Annotated in this window: 14 protein-coding genes; 5 read left to right on the top strand and 9 right to left on the bottom strand. The window is 72.9% G+C overall.

The genetic code is table 11. The features are described 5' to 3' along the window. Positions 1–2 precede the first annotated feature (2 nt). Genes mftD through mftA form a run of 4 tightly spaced genes read right to left on the bottom strand, consistent with a single transcriptional unit; the run spans position 3 to position 2,964 of the window. Positions 3–1,253: a pre-mycofactocin synthase MftD gene (mftD, locus tag ABFT23_RS07310; protein ID WP_347893746.1), complete on the bottom strand. Its 1,251-nt coding sequence runs from the start codon at positions 1,251–1,253 to the stop codon at positions 3–5. Next, positions 1,250–2,566: a mycofactocin radical SAM maturase gene (gene mftC, locus ABFT23_RS07305; protein WP_347893744.1), complete on the bottom strand. Its 1,317-nt coding sequence runs from the start codon at positions 2,564–2,566 to the stop codon at positions 1,250–1,252. The genes mftD and mftC overlap by 4 nt, the downstream gene beginning before the upstream one ends. After that, a complete protein-coding gene (gene mftB, locus ABFT23_RS07300; protein ID WP_347893743.1) occupies positions 2,563–2,850 on the bottom strand; it encodes a mycofactocin biosynthesis chaperone MftB in 288 nt (95 codons plus the stop codon). The genes mftC and mftB overlap by 4 nt, the downstream gene beginning before the upstream one ends. An 18-nt stretch (positions 2,851–2,868) precedes the next feature. Beyond that, the gene (mftA, locus tag ABFT23_RS07295) at positions 2,869–2,964 is read right to left on the bottom strand and encodes a mycofactocin precursor MftA (protein ID WP_347893742.1); all 96 of its coding nucleotides are present in this window, start codon (positions 2,962–2,964) and stop codon (positions 2,869–2,871) included. Positions 2,965–3,093: 129 nt separating this feature from the next. Here mftA and mftR point away from each other — a divergent pair, with 129 nt between their 5' ends. After that, the gene (gene mftR / locus ABFT23_RS07290; protein ID WP_347893740.1) at positions 3,094–3,690 is read left to right on the top strand and encodes a mycofactocin system transcriptional regulator; all 597 of its coding nucleotides are present in this window, start codon (positions 3,094–3,096) and stop codon (positions 3,688–3,690) included. 17 nt (positions 3,691–3,707) lie between these two features. Here the strand turns inward: mftR and ABFT23_RS07285 are convergent, their stop codons facing one another. Beyond that, complete coding sequence (locus ABFT23_RS07285) at positions 3,708–4,739, bottom strand: zinc-binding alcohol dehydrogenase family protein (RefSeq protein WP_347893738.1); 1,032 nt, start codon at positions 4,737–4,739, stop codon at positions 3,708–3,710. Between the two features lie 219 nt (positions 4,740–4,958). Between ABFT23_RS07285 and ABFT23_RS07280 the strand changes: the two genes are divergently transcribed. Beyond that, entirely contained in the window at positions 4,959–5,162 is a 204-nt protein-coding gene (locus ABFT23_RS07280) for a winged helix-turn-helix transcriptional regulator (protein WP_347893736.1), read from the top strand. Between the two features lie 44 nt (positions 5,163–5,206). On the opposite strand, the gene hemE is transcribed toward ABFT23_RS07280, so the two are convergent. After that, entirely contained in the window at positions 5,207–6,259 is a 1,053-nt protein-coding gene (gene hemE, locus ABFT23_RS07275) for a uroporphyrinogen decarboxylase (protein WP_347893734.1), read from the bottom strand. 70 nt (positions 6,260–6,329) lie between these two features. Here hemE and ABFT23_RS07270 point away from each other — a divergent pair, with 70 nt between their 5' ends. Continuing rightward, positions 6,330–6,935, top strand: a complete 606-nt coding sequence (locus ABFT23_RS07270) for a DUF3000 domain-containing protein (protein WP_347893732.1) — start codon at positions 6,330–6,332, stop codon at positions 6,933–6,935. Beyond that, a complete protein-coding gene (locus ABFT23_RS07265; protein WP_347893730.1) occupies positions 6,935–8,320 on the top strand; it encodes a ribonuclease D in 1,386 nt (461 codons plus the stop codon). Before ABFT23_RS07270 ends, ABFT23_RS07265 begins: the two co-directional genes overlap by 1 nt. Here the strand turns inward: ABFT23_RS07265 and ABFT23_RS07260 are convergent. The 3 genes from ABFT23_RS07260 to hrpA all read right to left on the bottom strand — a co-directional run bounded on the left by ABFT23_RS07260 (position 8,257) and on the right by hrpA (position 14,535). After that, on the bottom strand, positions 8,257–9,633 hold the full coding sequence (locus ABFT23_RS07260; RefSeq protein WP_347893729.1) for an extracellular solute-binding protein: 1,377 nt from the start codon (positions 9,631–9,633) through the stop codon (positions 8,257–8,259). The two genes, ABFT23_RS07265 and ABFT23_RS07260, sit on opposite strands and share 64 nt — an antisense overlap. A 274-nt stretch (positions 9,634–9,907) precedes the next feature. Continuing rightward, on the bottom strand, positions 9,908–10,504 hold the full coding sequence (locus tag ABFT23_RS07255; protein WP_347893727.1) for a hypothetical protein: 597 nt from the start codon (positions 10,502–10,504) through the stop codon (positions 9,908–9,910). A 167-nt stretch (positions 10,505–10,671) separates the two neighbouring features. Beyond that, positions 10,672–14,535 carry an ATP-dependent RNA helicase HrpA gene (gene hrpA / locus ABFT23_RS07250; RefSeq protein WP_347893725.1) on the bottom strand — a complete coding sequence of 1,288 codons (3,864 nt, stop codon included), beginning with the start codon at positions 14,533–14,535 and terminating at the stop codon, positions 10,672–10,674. Positions 14,536–14,636: 101 nt separating this feature from the next. Between hrpA and ABFT23_RS07245 the strand changes: the two genes are divergently transcribed. Further along, positions 14,637–15,806 carry an SPFH domain-containing protein gene (locus ABFT23_RS07245; protein ID WP_347893723.1) on the top strand — a complete coding sequence of 390 codons (1,170 nt, stop codon included), beginning with the start codon at positions 14,637–14,639 and terminating at the stop codon, positions 15,804–15,806. Positions 15,807–15,812: the final 6 nt, after the last annotated feature.

Raw genomic sequence — 15,812 nt, 5'->3', positions numbered from 1 at the left:
CGCTACGCCCCGACCGGGGACGGGAGCCGGTCGGACGACACGTGGAAGCCCTCGGGGACGAGGAGGTGCTCCGGCGTGAGGTCGCGGATCGACGAGACAGCGAGTCCACGCAACGCGGAGTCGATGCCGCCGCCGATCAGGTCGAGCACGTTCTCGACGCCCGCCTGGCCGTTGGCCGCCAGTCCCCAGAGATAGGCCCGCCCGATCAGCACGGCCTTGGCGCCGAGGGCGAGCGCCTTGACGACGTCGGAGCCGCGACGCACGCCGCCGTCGAGGAGGACGTCGACGTCGCCGCCGACCGCCCGGGCGATGGGGTTCAGCATGCGGATCGTGGCGGGGGTGCCGTCGAGGTTGTTGCCGCCGTGGTTGGAGACCGAGATGCCGGCGACGCCGGCGTCGACGGCGCGGCGGGCGTCGTCGACGCGGCAGACGCCCTTGAGCACGAACGGCGTGCCGCTGATCTCCTGCCAGGTCGCGGCCATCCACGCGACGTCGGCCCACGACGGCGGCGGTGTGGTCATCCACTCGTAGTAGGCGCCGAAGAACGTCGGCCCCTTCGTCTCGCCGGGCGGCGCGAGGTTGGGCGCGGTGAGGTCGGGGATCTGGCCGGTGCGGCCGAACTGGTAGAGCCAGCGCGGCTTGGTGGCGACCTGGGGCGCCATGCGCACCATCGTCTTGAGGTCGACCCTTTCGGGGATCTCGGGGCTGCCCCAGTCGCGGCCCATCGAGAACGACCAGTCCAGCGTGGCGATCAGGCCCTTCACGCCTGCCCGGTGGGCGCGCTGCATGCGCTGGATCATCGTGTCGCGGTCACCGGTCCAGTACATCTGGAAGAACGTGGTCACGCCGGTGGCGACGACGTCCTCGACCGGCTTCGAGGCGAAGTTCGACAGGCCCATGATCGTGCCCCGGGCCGCGGCCGCGCGGGCGACGGCGACCTCGCCGTCGGGGTGCACGGCCTGGACGCCGGTCGGGCTGATCAGCACCGGGGTGCCGAGGTCGTGACCGAGGACGCGGGTGCCCATGGACCGCTCGGCCTGCTGCCCGGCGACGTGCGGCAGGAACCCGAGGTCGGCGAAGCCCTGCTGGTTGGCCGCGACCGTCTGGCCGCGCTCGGAGCCGGCGACGAGCGCGCCGTAGACCGGCTGGGGCAGCTTCTTGCGGGCGCGCTCCTGCGCCACTGCTACGGACTCGAACCAGGGGTTCTGCTTCCACGGGTTCTCGAGCTTGTCGGCCCATGCGGGCTTCTTCACGAGCAGCATCCTGTCGACGAGCAGCCGGTGGTCGTGGCGGCGGAGGTGGCGGTGGGTGCGAAGCCGGCGAGCGGGCTCTCGTCGCACGCCGAGGCCGGCGGACGGGACATGAGCTTGAGCATCACCGGCTGGTTGCGGGTGGGGTTGGCCTTGGAGTGGTCCTGGCTGGCCGCCGGGACGGTGCGCCCGGCCCCCAGCGACTGGAGCGCCTGCTCGCCGTAGCCCTGCACGCACTCGGGGTCGGGGCCGTCGAGGGGCAGGCCGGTGAAGAACTTCGCGGCCATGCAGCCGCCACGGCAGGAGTCGAAGAACGCACACGACGCGCACGCGCCACCGGTCTGCGGCGAACGGAGCTCGGTGAACAGCTCGGACTCGCGCCACACCTTCGCGAAACCGCCCTCGTCGAGGAGGTTGCCGGCCAGGAACTCGTCGTGGATCGCGAACGGGCAGGCGTAGACGTCGCCGATCGGGTCGATGAGGCAGACGACGCGACCGGCACCGCAGAGGTTGAGGCCGGGCAGCGCCTCACCGTAGGCGGCGAGGTGGAAGAACGAGTCGCCGGTGAGCACGTCGACACCGGCGGCGGCCCTCGCCATCAGCCAGTCGTAGAGCTCGCGCTGCTGCTCGGGCAGCGGGTGCAGCTCGTCCCAGACGTCGGCGCCGCGGCCGCTCGGGCGCAGGCGGGTCAGGCGCAGCGTGGCGCCGTAGGTGTCGGCGAGGGCCTGGAACTCGTCGAGCTGGCCGATGTTCTGGCGCGTGCAGACGACGGAGATCTTGGCGTCGGTGAACCCCGCCGCCCGGAGGTTCTCGAGCGCGCGGATGGCGGTGTCGAACGAGCCGGGCCCGCGCACGTAGTCGTTGACCTCGGCGGTGGCGCCGTCGAGGGAGATCTGCACGTCGACGTAGCCGTTGCAGGCCGGGCCGGCGAGGAAGGCGGCGCGCTCGGCGTCGAGCCGGACGCCGTTGGTCGAGAACTTCACACCGACCTGGTGGTCGACGGCGTACTGAACCAGCTCCCAGAAGTCGGGCCGGATGGTCGGCTCGCCGCCACCGATGTTGACGTAGAAGACCTGCATGCGCTGCAGCTCGTCGATGACGGCCTTGGCCTGGTCGGTCGAGAGCTCGCGCGGGTCGCGGCGCCCGGACGACGACAGGCAGTGCGCGCACTCGAGGTTGCAGGCGTAGGTGAGCTCCCACGTCAGGCAGATCGGGGCGTCGAGGCCGAGCTCGAACTGCTCGACGAGGGTGCCGCCCTGGGGACGCTGTGGCTCGGCCACCACCGTGCTGGTGGGCCGCTCGGGCGCGAGGGTCATGCCGCGGCTCCTTCGGTGCTGTCGGTGTCGCGCTTGCGGATCATGTCGGTGCGGGCGAGACCGGCGAGCGCGTCGACGTACGCCGCGTGGTGGGCCTCGGGGACGCCGGCGGTCTCGAGCGCCGTGCGGACGTCGGGCGAGTCGCCGAGGGCCCGGACCACCGTCACCAGCTCGGGTCGCTTGAGGAACGTCAGCTTGCGGTTGCCGAAGTGGTAGGCGAGCGCGCCGAAGGGCTCGGGGCGCAGCGCCACCGCCGGCGACAGGGTCCAGGCCTCGTTCAACATCTCGGTGTCCTCAGAGCCTCAGTAGACGCCGCACATGCCGTCGATGGAGACCTCTTCGACGAGGTCGGCGCTGGTGAGCTCGGCCTGCTCGGCGTTTTCGTTGTCGGGGTTCATGTCCGACTCCTCTCTGCTGGGTGACGTGGGCCACAAAGTTATGGCACCGGTTGCCAAAAGGAAAGAGGTCTCAGGCAGGCTCTTCGCACCTCGTCCGGACGGCGCCGTCGGCATGGGTAGGTTGCCGCCATGCCCCCGCCGCCGTCGTCGCGCCGTGCCCCCGGGCGACCGAGCGCGACGTCGCACGCCGCCATCGAGCAGGCCTCGTTCCGGCTCTTCGCCGAGCACGGCTTCGACGGCACCTCGCTCGACGCGATCGCCGCCGAGGTCGGGGTCGGCAAGCGCACGCTGTTCCGCTACTTCCCCTCCAAGAACGACATCCCGTGGGGGCAGTTCGACCGCACCCTCGAGGCGTTCGCCGACCTGCTGGACGCCGTCCCCGACGACGTGCCGCTGTGGGAGGCCGTGCACCGCGGGGTGCTCGCCTTCAACGAGTTCCCGCCGGACGCCGACCCGCCGCACGCCGAGCGCATGCGGCTGATCCTGCGGACGCCCGCCCTCCAGGCCCACTCCGTGCTGCGCTACGGCGAGTGGCGCGAGGTCATCGCCGACTACGTCGCCCGTCGCACCGGCGGTCGCGCCGACGCTGGCCTGCCGCTCGCCGTCGGCCACGTCTCGCTGGCGCTCGCCCTGACGGCCTACGAGCAGTGGCTCGACGACACCTCGTGCGACCTGCCCGGCCTCATCGACACCGCGATGCGCGAGCTCCGCTCCTACCTCGCCTGACGCAGCCAGGCACCCGGTCAGTCGCGGGTCACGACGACCTTGCCGATCGTGCGTCCGCCCTCGGCCCGCCGGTGCGCCTCGCGCAGCTGCTCGGCGTCGATCGGGGCGAGCACCGCGGTCGCCGTCGAGCGCAGCCGACCGGCCTCGACCAGGTCGGCGACCTCCTCGAGGAGGCGGTGCTGGGCCAGCTGGCCGTCGCCACCGGCGATCGGTCGGGTGAACATCAGCTCCCAGTGGAACGAGATGCTCTTGCTCTTGAGGAAGGCGATGTCGAGGTGCTCGGGGTCGTCGATGGCCACGATCTCGCCGAAGGGGTTCAGCACGTCGACGTAGAGCGCCAGCTGCCCGGGATCGGCCACCCGGGTGGTGAAGACCCAGTCGACGCCGTCGGGTGCGGCAGCCTCGACCTGGGCCCTGAGGTCGTCGGCGCGGTGGTTGACGGTCGCCTCCGCTCCCAGGTCGGTGACCCAGGCGTCGGACTCGGACGTCGAGCTCGTCGCGATCACCCGGACGCCGGGGAGCAGGGCCTCGGCGAGCTGCAGGACCATCGACCCGACGCCCCCGCTGGCGCCGACCACGAGGAGCGTGCCGGTGCTCGTGGCCTCGAGACGGAGCTTGTCGAACAAGCCCTCCCACGCGGTGATGGCGGTCAGCGGCACGGCCGCCGCGTCGGCGTAGGACAGACCGGCCGGCTTGCGCCCGACGATCCGCTCGTCGACCAGGTGCAGGTCGCTGTTGGTGCCGGGGCGGGTGATGTCGCCGGCGTACCAGACCTCGTCGCCCGGGGCGAAGAGCGTCACGTCGGCCCCGACCTCGACGACGACGCCGGCCGCGTCGAAGCCGAGCACCCGGGTCTCGTCGGGGTCGCCGCCCCGGCGGACCTTGGTGTCGACGGGGTTCACCGAGACCGCGCGGACCTCGACGACGAGGTCGCGCGGGCCCGGCGCGGGTCGCGGCAGGTCGAGGTCGAGGAGGCTGGCTGGGTCGTCGATCGGCAGGCTGCGGTCGAAGCCGACGGCGTGCATGGTCGTGTCGTCACGGGTGGTCATGTCCCGAGCATGAACCGGAGGCACCAGTTACCGTCAAGGGCGCCTGGTTTCCTTTGGTTACTATCGCCGAGTGGCTCTCTCCACCCCCGACGACGACTGCGGCCCGGGTGACGTCTACACCGCGATGTGCCCGTGCCGCGACATGCTCGACCTGCTCGCCGACAAGTGGAGCGCCCTGGCGATCGGCGCGCTCGAGGACGGCCCCCGGCGCTTCGCGAGGTGCGTCGTCGGCTGCAGGGCATCAGCCCGAAGGTCCTCTCCGCGACCATGAAGCGGCTCGAGGAGCACGGCCTGGTCACTCGCACCGTCTACGCCGAGGTGCCACCCCGTGTGGAGTACGCCCTCACCGATCTCGGGCGCAGCGCCGCCGCCCCCCTGGCGCACCTGCGTGACTGGGTCGAGGAGAACGTCACGGCGCGCTGACCCGTCGGCCACCCGGTCGGGCGGCGCCGGCCGGCGGCGAGGGGCTAGAGCCGGTAGCCCTGCACGAACTCGGTCAGTCGCTTGAGCTGGTCGGGATCGGTCGCCGGGATCACGCCGTGCCCGAGGTTGAACACGTGACCTCGCGCGGCGCGACCGGCCTCGATCACCTCGGCCGCCCGCGCCGTCATCACCTCGGTCGGCGCGAACACGAGCGTCGGGTCGAGGTTGCCCTGGATGGCACGGTCGCCGACCTGGGCGATCGCGGCGGGCAGCGGGGTGCGCCAGTCGACGCCGACGACGTCGGCGCCGGCCTCGCCCATGAGCCCGAGCAGGTTGGCCGTGCCCACGCCGAAGTGGATGCGCGGCACGCCGAGCTCCCCGGCCGCGGCGAGCACGCGGGCCGAGTGCGGCATCACCGCCGTGCGGTAGTCGTCGGGGGTGAGCGCACCGGCCCAGGAGTCGAACAGCTGCACGGCCGAGGCACCCGCGGCCACCTGCACCTCGAGGTAGGCGGCCGCGATGCCGGCGATCTTGCGCATCAGCGCGTCCCACACGTCGGGGGCGCCGAACATCATCGCCTTCGTGCGGGCGTGGTCCTTCGAGGGCCCGCCCTCGACCAGGTAGGAGGCCACGGTGAAGGGCGCGCCGGCGAAGCCGATCAGCGGCGTCGCGCCCAGCTCGCTCACCAGGCCGGCCACCGCCTCGGTGATGAACGGGACGTGCTCGGGCGTCAGGTCGGGGATCGCCTCGACGTCGGCGAGGGTGCGCACCGGCGAGGCGACGACGGGCCCCACGCCGGGCACGATGTCGAGGTCGACGCCGACCGCCTTCAGGGGCAGCACGATGTCGGAGAAGAAGATCGCGGCGTCGACGCCGTAGCGACGCACGGGCTGCATGGTGATCTCGACGACCAGCTCGGGCCGCATGCACGACTCGAGCATGCCGACGCCCTCGCGCACCGCGAGGTACTCGGGCAGCGACCGGCCCGCCTGCCGCATGAACCAGACCGGGGTGTGCGGCACGGGCTCGCCGCGGACGGCCTTGAGGAACGCGCCGTCGGCGGGGGTCGTGGCAGCCGTCGCGGCAGTCGTCGTCACCCGGCAAGCCTCCCATCCCGGTGGGCGTGTCCCTAGCCCGGATCCCCCGGCCCGCGCCTACCCTGACCTCATGGTCGTGCGCCAGCCCACGGGCGAGTCGAGCGCCGCGCCCCACGAGTTCCGGGCCGCGGTCGCCTCGATGCGTGCCGCCGTCCTGCGCCCCGAGGTGTTCTGCGAGGAGATGCCGGCCCCCCAGCGCATCGCCCCGCACGCGGCCGCGCTGTCGGCCGACGTCACGGTCGACGGCGTCGACGTCGGCACCGGGCGGATCATCCTGCTGCACGACCCGGCCGGCAACGACGCCTGGGACGGCACCTACCGCTGCGTGGCCTACTGCCGCTGCGAGGTCGAGCTCGAGCTCGTCGCCGACCCGATGCTCGCCGAGGTGGGCTGGTCGTGGCTGCTCGACGCGCTGCAGTCGCACGGCGCCGAGCACACCCACGCCTCCGGCACGGTCACCCGGGTGGCCACCGAGTCCTTCGGCGGCATGGCCGACGAGGTCGGCACCGCCCAGGTCGAGGTGCGCGCGTCCTGGACGCCGGTCGTCGGACCCGACGGTCTCGACGTCGCACCGCACGTCGAGGCCTGGGGCGAGCTGCTCTGCACGGCGTCCGGGCTCGAGCCGGTGCCCGACGGCGTCGCCGTGCTGCCGAGCCGACGGGGCCAGCGGGGCTGATGACGTCCGGCCCAGACGAGACCCCCGAGCAGACCGATGACTCCACCGAGGAGCCGGCCGAGCCGACTCCCCTGCTGACGCTCGCCGACGGCCTGCCCGCCCTCATCGACACCTCCGACGCGCTGACCGCCTACTGCACGGCGCTCGCCGCCGGCAGTGGCCCCGTGGCGATCGACGCCGAGCGCGCCTCGGGATACCGCTACTCCGGCCGCGCCTACCTCATCCAGCTGCGGCGCGAGGGGGCCGGCACGGCGCTGGTCGACCCGGTGGCCTTCGACTCGCTGGCCCCGCTCGCCGAGGCGCTCGAGGGCACCGAGTGGATCCTGCACGCGGCCACGCAGGACCTGCCGTGCCTCACCGAGCTCGGCCTGTACCCCAGCGCGCTCTTCGACACCGAGCTCGCCGGCCGGCTGCTCGGCTACCCCCGTGTCGGGCTGGCCACCCTGGTCGAGACCCTGCTCGGGTTCCGCATGAAGAAGGAGCACTCGGCCGCCGACTGGTCGACCCGGCCGCTGCCGGCGTCGTGGCTCGAGTACGCCGCGCTCGACGTCGAGGTGCTCGTCGAGCTGCGCGACCGCCTCGCCGACGAGCTCGTCGAGACCGGCAAGGCCGAGTGGGCGCGCCAGGAGTTCGACGCCCTCCGCGCGTTCGAGCAGACCCCGCGCACCGAGGCCTGGCGGCGCACGTCGGGCCTGCACCGGGTGCGCGGACGACGCTCGCTCGGCGCGGTGCGCGAGCTGTGGCACACGCGCGACGAGATCGCGGCCCGCCGCGACGTCACGCCGGGGCGCATCGTGCCCGACGCCGCGATCATCGTGGCCGCCACCGCGATGCCGACCGACCGCGCGGCCCTGCTGTCGCTGAAGGGCTTCCACGGCCGCGGCGCCGAGCGCTACGCCTCCCGCTGGATCGAGGCGTTGCGGCGCGTGGCCGAGATGCCGGAGTCCGACCTGCCGACGCGGGCGGCGCGGGTCGAGGGCCCGCCCGTGCCACGGGCATGGGCCGATCGGGACCCCGTCGCCGCCGATCGGCTGCGCATCGCCCGCGACGCCGTCGCCGCGCTGTCGGCAGAGCACGACGTCCCGGCGGAGAACCTGCTCACGCCCGACCTGCTGCGCCGCACGCTCTGGGCCCCACCGGCGACCCGCGACCCGGGCGAGCTGCTCGACCGGGTCGTCGACCAGCTGACGACGCTGGGGGCCCGGGCCTGGCAGATCGCGCTCACCGCGCCGGTCATCGTCGGGGCCGTCATCGAGGCCGACCAGATCGCGGCCCAGGCGGCGGCCTCAGCCGCGGCCGACCCGGCTCAGGACGACTCGGCTCAGGACGACTCGTCGTCGGGCTCGGGCTCGTCGGACTCCGACCCGGTGCCGTCGGGGTCGTAGTCGGGGTCGAGCACGGGCCGTGAGACCTCGTCGATCTGGCCGGCGAGCTCGGCGGGGTCGACGGTGCCCGGCGTCAGCAGGAGCTCGGTGAGCAGCGGCTCGACGACGGCATTGAGCTCGGCGACGCCGTCGACGAGCGGGAGCAGCACGAGGTTGTCGACGCTGGCGTTGAAGACGCCGGCGTGCTCCGGCTGCAACGTCGGCTGCAGGAAGGCGTCGCTCCGGGCCACGGACAGCACGGCGGGGACGATGGACCCGGTGCGGGCCAGGGGCTCGACGCCCTCGTCGGAGATGGCGTGGACGAGGAAGTCGGCGGCCTGCTGCACGCGGTCGCCGGGCGAGATGCACAGGCCCGTGACGTCGCCGATGGTGGCCGCGCCGCCGATGGTCGGCATCGGCATCACGTCGAAGTCGAGGCCGTCGACACGGCGCAGCTCGGGCGTGAGGTCGCGGAAGCCCTCGATCATGGCGAGCTCGCCGCGCTCGAACCACTCCTGCGGGCTGGCCTCGGCGAGCTGCTCCTCGCTGAGCGTGAGGTCCTGGTCGCGGAGCACCGTGAGCAGCGTGCCCAGCGTCTCGAGGTTGGTGCTGCTGTCGAGGTCGAGCGCACGGGGGTCGTCGTCGCTGTCGAACAGGCTGCCGCCACCGGAGAGCAGGAACGGCGTGATGCTCGCCAGGGTGGGCGTGATCGACACGCCACGGACCTCGCCCCGCGGACGGGAGGCGAACGCGGCGGCCGCGGCGAACTGCTCGAACGTCCAGCCCTCGAGCTCGTCGTCGGGCGCGGGCAGGTCCTGCTCGCGCATGGCCTCGAAGTCGACGAGGTCGGTGTTGTAGTAGATCACCATCGGCGAGACCGACGCCGGCATGCACTGCAGGTCGTCGTCGGCGGAGAAGGCGTTGATCGCCGGCTGGGCGAAGCTGTCGCCGTAGCTGACGTTGCGCTCGGCGAGCAGCTCGAAGAGCGGCTCGTTGCGCCCCTCCTCGACGACGCGGCGCAGGTCGCGCCGGGCGAGGAGGTAGACGTCGGGCTGGGCGGTGCCGGAGTCGAGGTCGGCGGTCATCGCCTCGCTCGTCGGCCAGGTCAGCAGCTCGACCTCGACGCTCTCGGCCTCGGCGTTGTAGTCGTCGACGACCTCCTGGTAGGCCGCGAGCTCGGGCTCGGTGCCGAAGACCCCGAAGCTGAGCCGGACCTGGCTCGGGGTCGCGGGGTCGGGCTCGGGGTCGGCGCCGCCGTCGCAGGCCGCGAGGGACACACTGACCACCGCCGGGACGACGACGAGCGCGAGCCGTCGGCTCCAGCGTCGTCGCATGCGGTCTCCTGTGGTCAGCGGTCGGTGCCGGGTCACCCTATCCGGGAGTGACGACAGTCTCGGCCCGGCACCGCGCGGGCGCGCCCGGACGTCGGCTTCGTCACCACGACGACCCGCGGCCACCCCTTGAGGAATGCCTCGAAGGGAGTAGCGTTGACGCTTGTCGAAGCACGTCGGGCTGCGGCAGCCCCGGGTCCCACAATAAGCCGCCACGAGCGGCCACGCGCCGTGAGGCGCTCCCGGTCCGACGTGCTTCGGCGTCTGCGCCGCCGCCTCAGCTGAGGCGGCCGGCGAGCTCGAGGTGGGCCGCCGCCTCGAGCTGCTCGGCGAGGCCGAGCACGCGTCGGACGTCGTCGTGGGACGGCTCGGTCATCGCCGCCCGGCCCGCGGCGACGACCCGGGCGAACGCCGAGGCCCGCAGCAGCACGTCGGCGAACTCCGAGCCGGCGATGCCGCGCAGGACGGCGTCGACCATCGCGCGCAGCTCGTCGGGCCCGGGCGGGTCGGCGACGCCGGCGACCACCTCGGCGACCTCGGCGTGGCGGCGTCCGGCGTCGTACTCACGGGCGGCCCGGACGGGCTCGCGGTGCACCCACGAGCGGAGCAGGAACAGCCGCCACAGGCAGCCGGCGAGCGAGTCGGCGGGCGCGCCGGCCCAGACCTCGGCGATCGTCTCGATGCCCTCGGTGTCGGCGAGGTGGAGGAGCCGTTCGGCGACGGCCGGGTCGGCGGTGCCGCCCGCGCCCCGCACCAGCACGGCCGCGGCCCGGTCGGCGGCCTCACGCACCACGGCCGGGTCGGCCCCGCCCTCGACCTCGTCGAAGAAGCCGGACCAGCGCGGCATCGGCTTGTGGTGGGGGCGTTCGGGCACCGCACCACACTACGTGCGGCACCCTGGCGCCCGCGGCTGGTCGAGGTGCGACGAGCTCTGCGAGGAAGCTCGTGACCCTTCGATCCACGCCTGGGTGCTCGTGGCCAGAGATCTCGAGCCTCGCTCCGCTCGCACCTCGATCAGCGTCAGATCGGATCGGCGTCGGATCAGGCCAGGGCCTTGCGGATGCGCTGGTCGCTCACGGGGCCGTCGGTGCCGAGCTGTTGCGCCCACAGCGACACGCGGAGCTCCTCGAGCATCCACCGCACCTGGCGCACGCGGTCGTCGGGGGGACGGCCGGCGGGCAGGGCGTCGAGGCGGTGCTGGTAGGCGTCCTGCAGCTGGACGACCTGGTCCATCAGCTGCCGGTCGCGCTGGAGGCTGTCGGCGAGGCGCTCGCGCCGGGCCTCGAGGGCGCGCAGGTAGACCGGGAACCGGCGCAGGCGGCGCGCGCCGGCCTCGCCGACGAACCCGCGGCCGACCAGGCGGGCCAGCTGGGCCAACATGTCAGTGAGCGCCGGCAGCTGGTACATGTCGGCGCGACCGGCGAGAGCCTTGTCGGCGCTGCGCCACCGCTCGAGCACCGTGACGACGTCGGCCACCACCGCGCGTACCGCGGCCTCGTGGTCGCGCGCGGCCTCGGCGACGAGCGTCGCGAACGCCGTCTCGTCGCGCACCTCCGGACGGGCGTCGACGACGTCGGAGAGCACCGCGACCCGGCAGTCGGCGAGCAGCTCGGCCACGGTCGGGTAGGGCGAGCCGGCGAGGCCGAGCTTCTCCAGGTTGGTCAACGAGTCGAGGACGACGCCCGTCGGGTCGGGCACGGCCAGCGCCAGCAGGCGGCGTACGCCGAGCCGGTGCCGCGACGCTGCCTCGTCGCGCGAGCCGACGACCTGCAGGCCGACGGTCGTGCCCTCGTCGACGAGGGCGGGGTAGGCCGTGACCTCGTGCCCGGTCCGGCGCTCGGTGATCGACGGCGCGACGGTGCCGAACGTCCACGACGTCTGGCCGGTCGAGGCCAGACCGCTGTCGGCGGCGACCTCGTCGAGCGCCGCGGCGAACTGCGGGCGGAGTGGGGCCTTGAGGGCGTCGAGGTCCTTGCCGCGGGCCTGCTCGGCGCCGGCGTCGTCGACCACGCGGTAGGTGGGCCGCAGGTGATCGGCGACCTTCGACCAGTCCCAAGCCTCGCGCGGGACGACGACGCCGGTGGTCGCCCGGCACCACCGTTCGAGCGCGTCGAGCAACGGCTCCTCGCCGGCCGGCACCTCGCGCAGGAACTGTCGCGCCTTGTCGGGGGCGGGCACGAGCGGGACGCGCAGGTTCTTCGGCAGGCTGCGGATGAGGCTGGTCACGAGCTCCTCGCGCAGGCCCGGCACGTTCCAGGAGAAGTCGCCGTCGTCGACCTGGTTGAGCGTGGCGACCGGGACGTCGATGGTGAGGCCGTCGTCGGCGGCGCCGGGCTCGAAGTGGTAGCTGATCGGGAAGATCAGGCCCTCGCCGGTCCGGCTGGGGCCGGCCCACGACGTCGGGAAGTCCTGCTCCTGCACCGAGGCGGCCGCGTCGCGGGTGAGCATGTCGAGGTCGAAGGTGAGCAGGTCGGGCCGCTGCTGCCGCTCGCGCTTCCACCAGGAGTCGAAGTGGGCGCCGCTGACGACGTCGGGGCCGATGCGCGCGTCGTAGAAGTCGAAGAGCGTGTACTCGTCGACCACGATGTCGCGCCGGCGGGCGCGGTGCTCGAGCGCCATCGCCTCCTCGAGCAGCTCGCGGTTGCGGCTGAAGAACTTCTGGCGGGTGTGCCACTCGCCCTGCACCAGCGCGTGGCGGATGAACAGCTCGCGGCTGGTGGCCCGGTCGACGTTGCCGAAGCCGACGAGCCGGTCGGCGACGATCGGGACGCCGTAGAGCGTCACCTTCTCGTGGGCCAGCACCTGGGCGCGCTTCTTCGACCAGTGCGGCTCGGAGTAGGTGCGCTTGACCAGGTGGGCGCCGAGGCGCTCGGCCCACTCGGGGTCGATCGCGGCGTTCTGGCGGGCCCAGAGCCGCCCGGTCTCGACGAGCTCGCCGGCCATCAGGAACGGCGGGTTCTTCTTGGCGAGGCCGCTACCGGGGAAGATCGCGAACTTCGCGCCCCGGGCGCCGAGGTACTCGCGCATCGGACGACGCCCGGTCGGCCTGCCCCCGCCGCGCGGCTCCTCGCGCTCGTCGAGCAGGCCGATGTGCGACAGCAGGCCCGAGAGCAGCGCCTGGTGGATGCCGTCGGCGTCCACGACGTCGGCCCCGTTCGACGGCTGAGCGCCGACGTCGATCTTCATCTCGCGGCACACCTGGCGCAGCTGCGACTCGAACTCCTGCCACTCGCGCACGCGCAGGTAGTTGAGGAACTCGCGCTTGCACATGCGCCGGAAGGCGCTGCTGCTGAGCTCCTTCTGCTGCTGCTTGAGGTAGCGCCACAGCTCGAGCCAGCCGAGGAAGTCGGAGCCCTCGACCTTGAACCGGGCGTGCTGCTGGTCGGCCTGCGGACGCTGCTCGGCCGGACGCTCGCGGGGGTCCTGCAGGCTCAGCGCGGCGGCGATGACGACGACCTCACGTACGCAGCCGAGACGCTCGGCCTCGAGGATCATCCGCGCGAGGCGCGGGTCGATCGGCAGCCGCGACAGGCGTCGTCCGACCTCGGTGAGCCGCGGCCCGTCCGATGGTCGTGGACCTTTCGCACCGCGGCGTCGCTGGTGCGGAACGTCCGCGACCATCCCGGTCTCGACGGCACCCAGCTCCTCCAGCAGCTGGACGCCGGCCTGCACGTTGCGCTTGTCGGGCGGCTCGACGAAGGGGAAGCGGGCGACCTCGCCGAGGCCGAGCGAGGTCATCTGGAGGATGACGGAGGCCAGGTTGGTGCGCAGGATCTCGGGCTCGGTGAACTCCGGCCGCGCCTCGTAGTCGGCCTCGGAGTAGAGCCGGATCGCGATGCCGGGCGCGACGCGGCCGCACCGGCCGGCCCGCTGGTTGGCCGAGGCCTGGCTGACCGGCTCGATCGGCAGCCGCTGCACCTTCGTGCGCACCGAGTAGCGCGAGATGCGCGCGACGCCGGTGTCGACGACGTAGCGGATGCCGGGCACGGTCAGCGACGTCTCGGCGACGTTGGTGGCCAGCACCACGCGCCGGCGGGAGTGGCTGGCGAAGACGCGGTGCTGCTCGGCGGCCGAGAGGCGGGAGTAGAGCGGGACGATGTCGGGCCCGCGCTCGCCGAGGGCGGTGGTCAGGGCGTCGGCGGTGTCGCGGATCTCGCGCTCGCCGGGCAGGAAGACGAGCACGTCGCCGTCCCCCTCGGCGCCGAGCTCCTTGACGGCGTCGACGATCGCCTCGGTCTGGTCGCGGACGACGAGCTCGCCGTCGTCGTCGGCCTCGTCGTCGCCGTCGTCGGAGACCAGGGGCCGGTAGCGCACCTCGACGGGGAAGGTGCGGCCGCTCACCTCGACGACCGGCGCCGGCCTGCCGTCGACGGCGAAGTGCTGCGAGAACCGCTCGACGTCGATGGTCGCCGAGGTGATGACCAGCTTGAGGTCGGGACGGCGCGGCAGCAGCCGCTTGAGGTAGCCGAGCAGGAAGTCGATGTTGAGGCTGCGCTCGTGGGCCTCGTCGACGATGATCGTGTCGTAGCGCTTGAGCTGCCGGTCGCGCTGCAGCTCGGCGAGCAGGATGCCGTCGGTCATCACCTTGACCTGCGTGGCGCGCGAGGTGCGGGCGGTGAACCGCACCTGGTAGCCGACCTGGTCACCGATCTCGGAGCCGAGCTCGCTGGCGATGCGCTCGGCGACCGAGCGGGCCGCGATGCGCCGCGGCTGGGTGTGCCCGATGCGCTCGCGACCGAGCTCGAGACAGATCTTGGGCAGCTGGGTCGTCTTGCCCGACCCGGTCTCGCCGGCGACGATCACGACCTGGTGGTCGCGGATCGCCTCGAGAATCTCGTCCTTGCGCTGACTGACCGGCAGCTGGGGTGGGTAGGAGATGCGCCGCTCGGCAATCGGTGGGGACATGACCTGACTATTCTGCCCGGTCCGGTCGAGCAGAATAATGCGGCGTACGAGATCGGACGTCGGCTACGGTCCCGTCACCCCCATCCTGAGGAGACACAGCCATGGGCTTCATGGACAGCATCCGCGGCGAGTTCATCGACATCGTCGAGTTCCTCGACGACAGCCGCGACACGCTGGTCTGGCGCTTCCCGCGCCACGACAACGAGATCAAGAACAAGGCGCAGCTCGTCGTCCGTGAGGGCCAGACCGCGGTCTTCGTCAACGAGGGCGAGATCGCCGACGTCTTCACCCCGGGCACCTACACGCTCGAGACGAAGAACCTGCCGATCCTGTCCACGCTCAAGGGCTGGAAGTACGGCTTCGAATCGCCGTTCAAGGCCGAGGTCTACTTCGTCGCCACGCGGCAGTTCACCGACTTCAAGTGGGGCACCCAGAACCCGGTCACGATCCGCGACGCCGAGTTCGGCATGGTGCGCCTGCGCGCCTTCGGGACCTACGCGCTCAAGATCGACGACCCGGCGAAGCTGCTGCGCGAGCTGGTCGGCACCGACCCGCAGTTCCGCACCGAGGAGGTCTCGGAGTTCCTGCGCCAGAACGTCGTCTCGCAGCTCGGCACCGCGCTGGCCAAGGCCGACGTGCCGATGCTCGACCTGGCCGCCAACCAGCAGGGCATCGCCGACCAGCTCGCCCTCACGCTCACCGAGCAGCTCGAGCCGATGGGCATCACGATCCCGCGGTTCGTGATCGAGAACATCTCCCTGCCGCCGGAGGTCGAGGCGGTGCTCGACAAGCGCACCTCGATGGGCGTGCTCGGCAACCTCGACGCCTACGCCAAGTTCCAGGCCGCCACCGCCATCGGCGACGCCGCCAACAACCCCGGCGGGGCCGGCGAGGGTGTCGGGCTCGGCGTGGGGGTCGCGCTCGGCCAGCAGATGGCCCAGGCGCTCGCGCCGAACCAGCAGCCCCAGCAGCCTGCTCAACCGCCCGCCCAGGCCGCCGCCGCTCCCCCGCCGGTGCCGGCGTCGTCGTCGGCGTTCTTCGTCGCCATCGGCGGGGCCCAGGTCGGTCCGCTCGAGCGGGCCGAGATCGAGGCCCGCATCGAGGCCGGCGAGGTCACCCGCGAGACCCTCGTGTGGCGCGACGGCATGGCGTCGTGGACGCCGGCCGCCGACGTCGCCGAGGTGCGCGCGCTGTTCGCCGCCACCCCGCCGCCGTTGCCGCCGCAGGCCCCGCCGGCCGGCGGACCGCCGCCGCTGCCGCCGCAGGGCTGAGGTCCG

The sequence above is a fragment of the Nocardioides secundeburneus genome, assembly GCF_039939255.1.
Taxonomy (GTDB): Bacteria; Actinomycetota; Actinomycetes; order Propionibacteriales; family Nocardioidaceae; genus Nocardioides.
This window is presented reverse-complemented; position numbering and strand designations above follow the sequence as displayed.

Bases quoted from the DNA above. Each gene is read 5' to 3' on its own strand.
- mftC (WP_347893744.1), bottom strand. From the start codon at position 2,566: ATGACCCTCGCGCCCGAGCGGCCCACCAGCACGGTGGTGGCCGAGCCA.
- mftB (WP_347893743.1), bottom strand. From the start codon at position 2,850: ATGTTGAACGAGGCCTGGACCCTGTCGCCGGCGGTGGCGCTGCGCCCC.
- mftA (WP_347893742.1), bottom strand. From the start codon at position 2,964: ATGAACCCCGACAACGAAAACGCCGAGCAGGCCGAGCTCACCAGCGCC.
- mftR (WP_347893740.1), top strand. From the start codon at position 3,094: ATGCCCCCGCCGCCGTCGTCGCGCCGTGCCCCCGGGCGACCGAGCGCG.
- ABFT23_RS07285 (WP_347893738.1), bottom strand. From the start codon at position 4,739: ATGACCACCCGTGACGACACGACCATGCACGCCGTCGGCTTCGACCGC.
- ABFT23_RS07270 (WP_347893732.1), top strand. From the start codon at position 6,330: ATGGTCGTGCGCCAGCCCACGGGCGAGTCGAGCGCCGCGCCCCACGAG.
- ABFT23_RS07265 (WP_347893730.1), top strand. From the start codon at position 6,935: ATGACGTCCGGCCCAGACGAGACCCCCGAGCAGACCGATGACTCCACC.
- ABFT23_RS07260 (WP_347893729.1), bottom strand. From the start codon at position 9,633: ATGCGACGACGCTGGAGCCGACGGCTCGCGCTCGTCGTCGTCCCGGCG.
- hrpA (WP_347893725.1), bottom strand. From the start codon at position 14,535: ATGTCCCCACCGATTGCCGAGCGGCGCATCTCCTACCCACCCCAGCTG.
- ABFT23_RS07245 (WP_347893723.1), top strand. From the start codon at position 14,637: ATGGGCTTCATGGACAGCATCCGCGGCGAGTTCATCGACATCGTCGAG.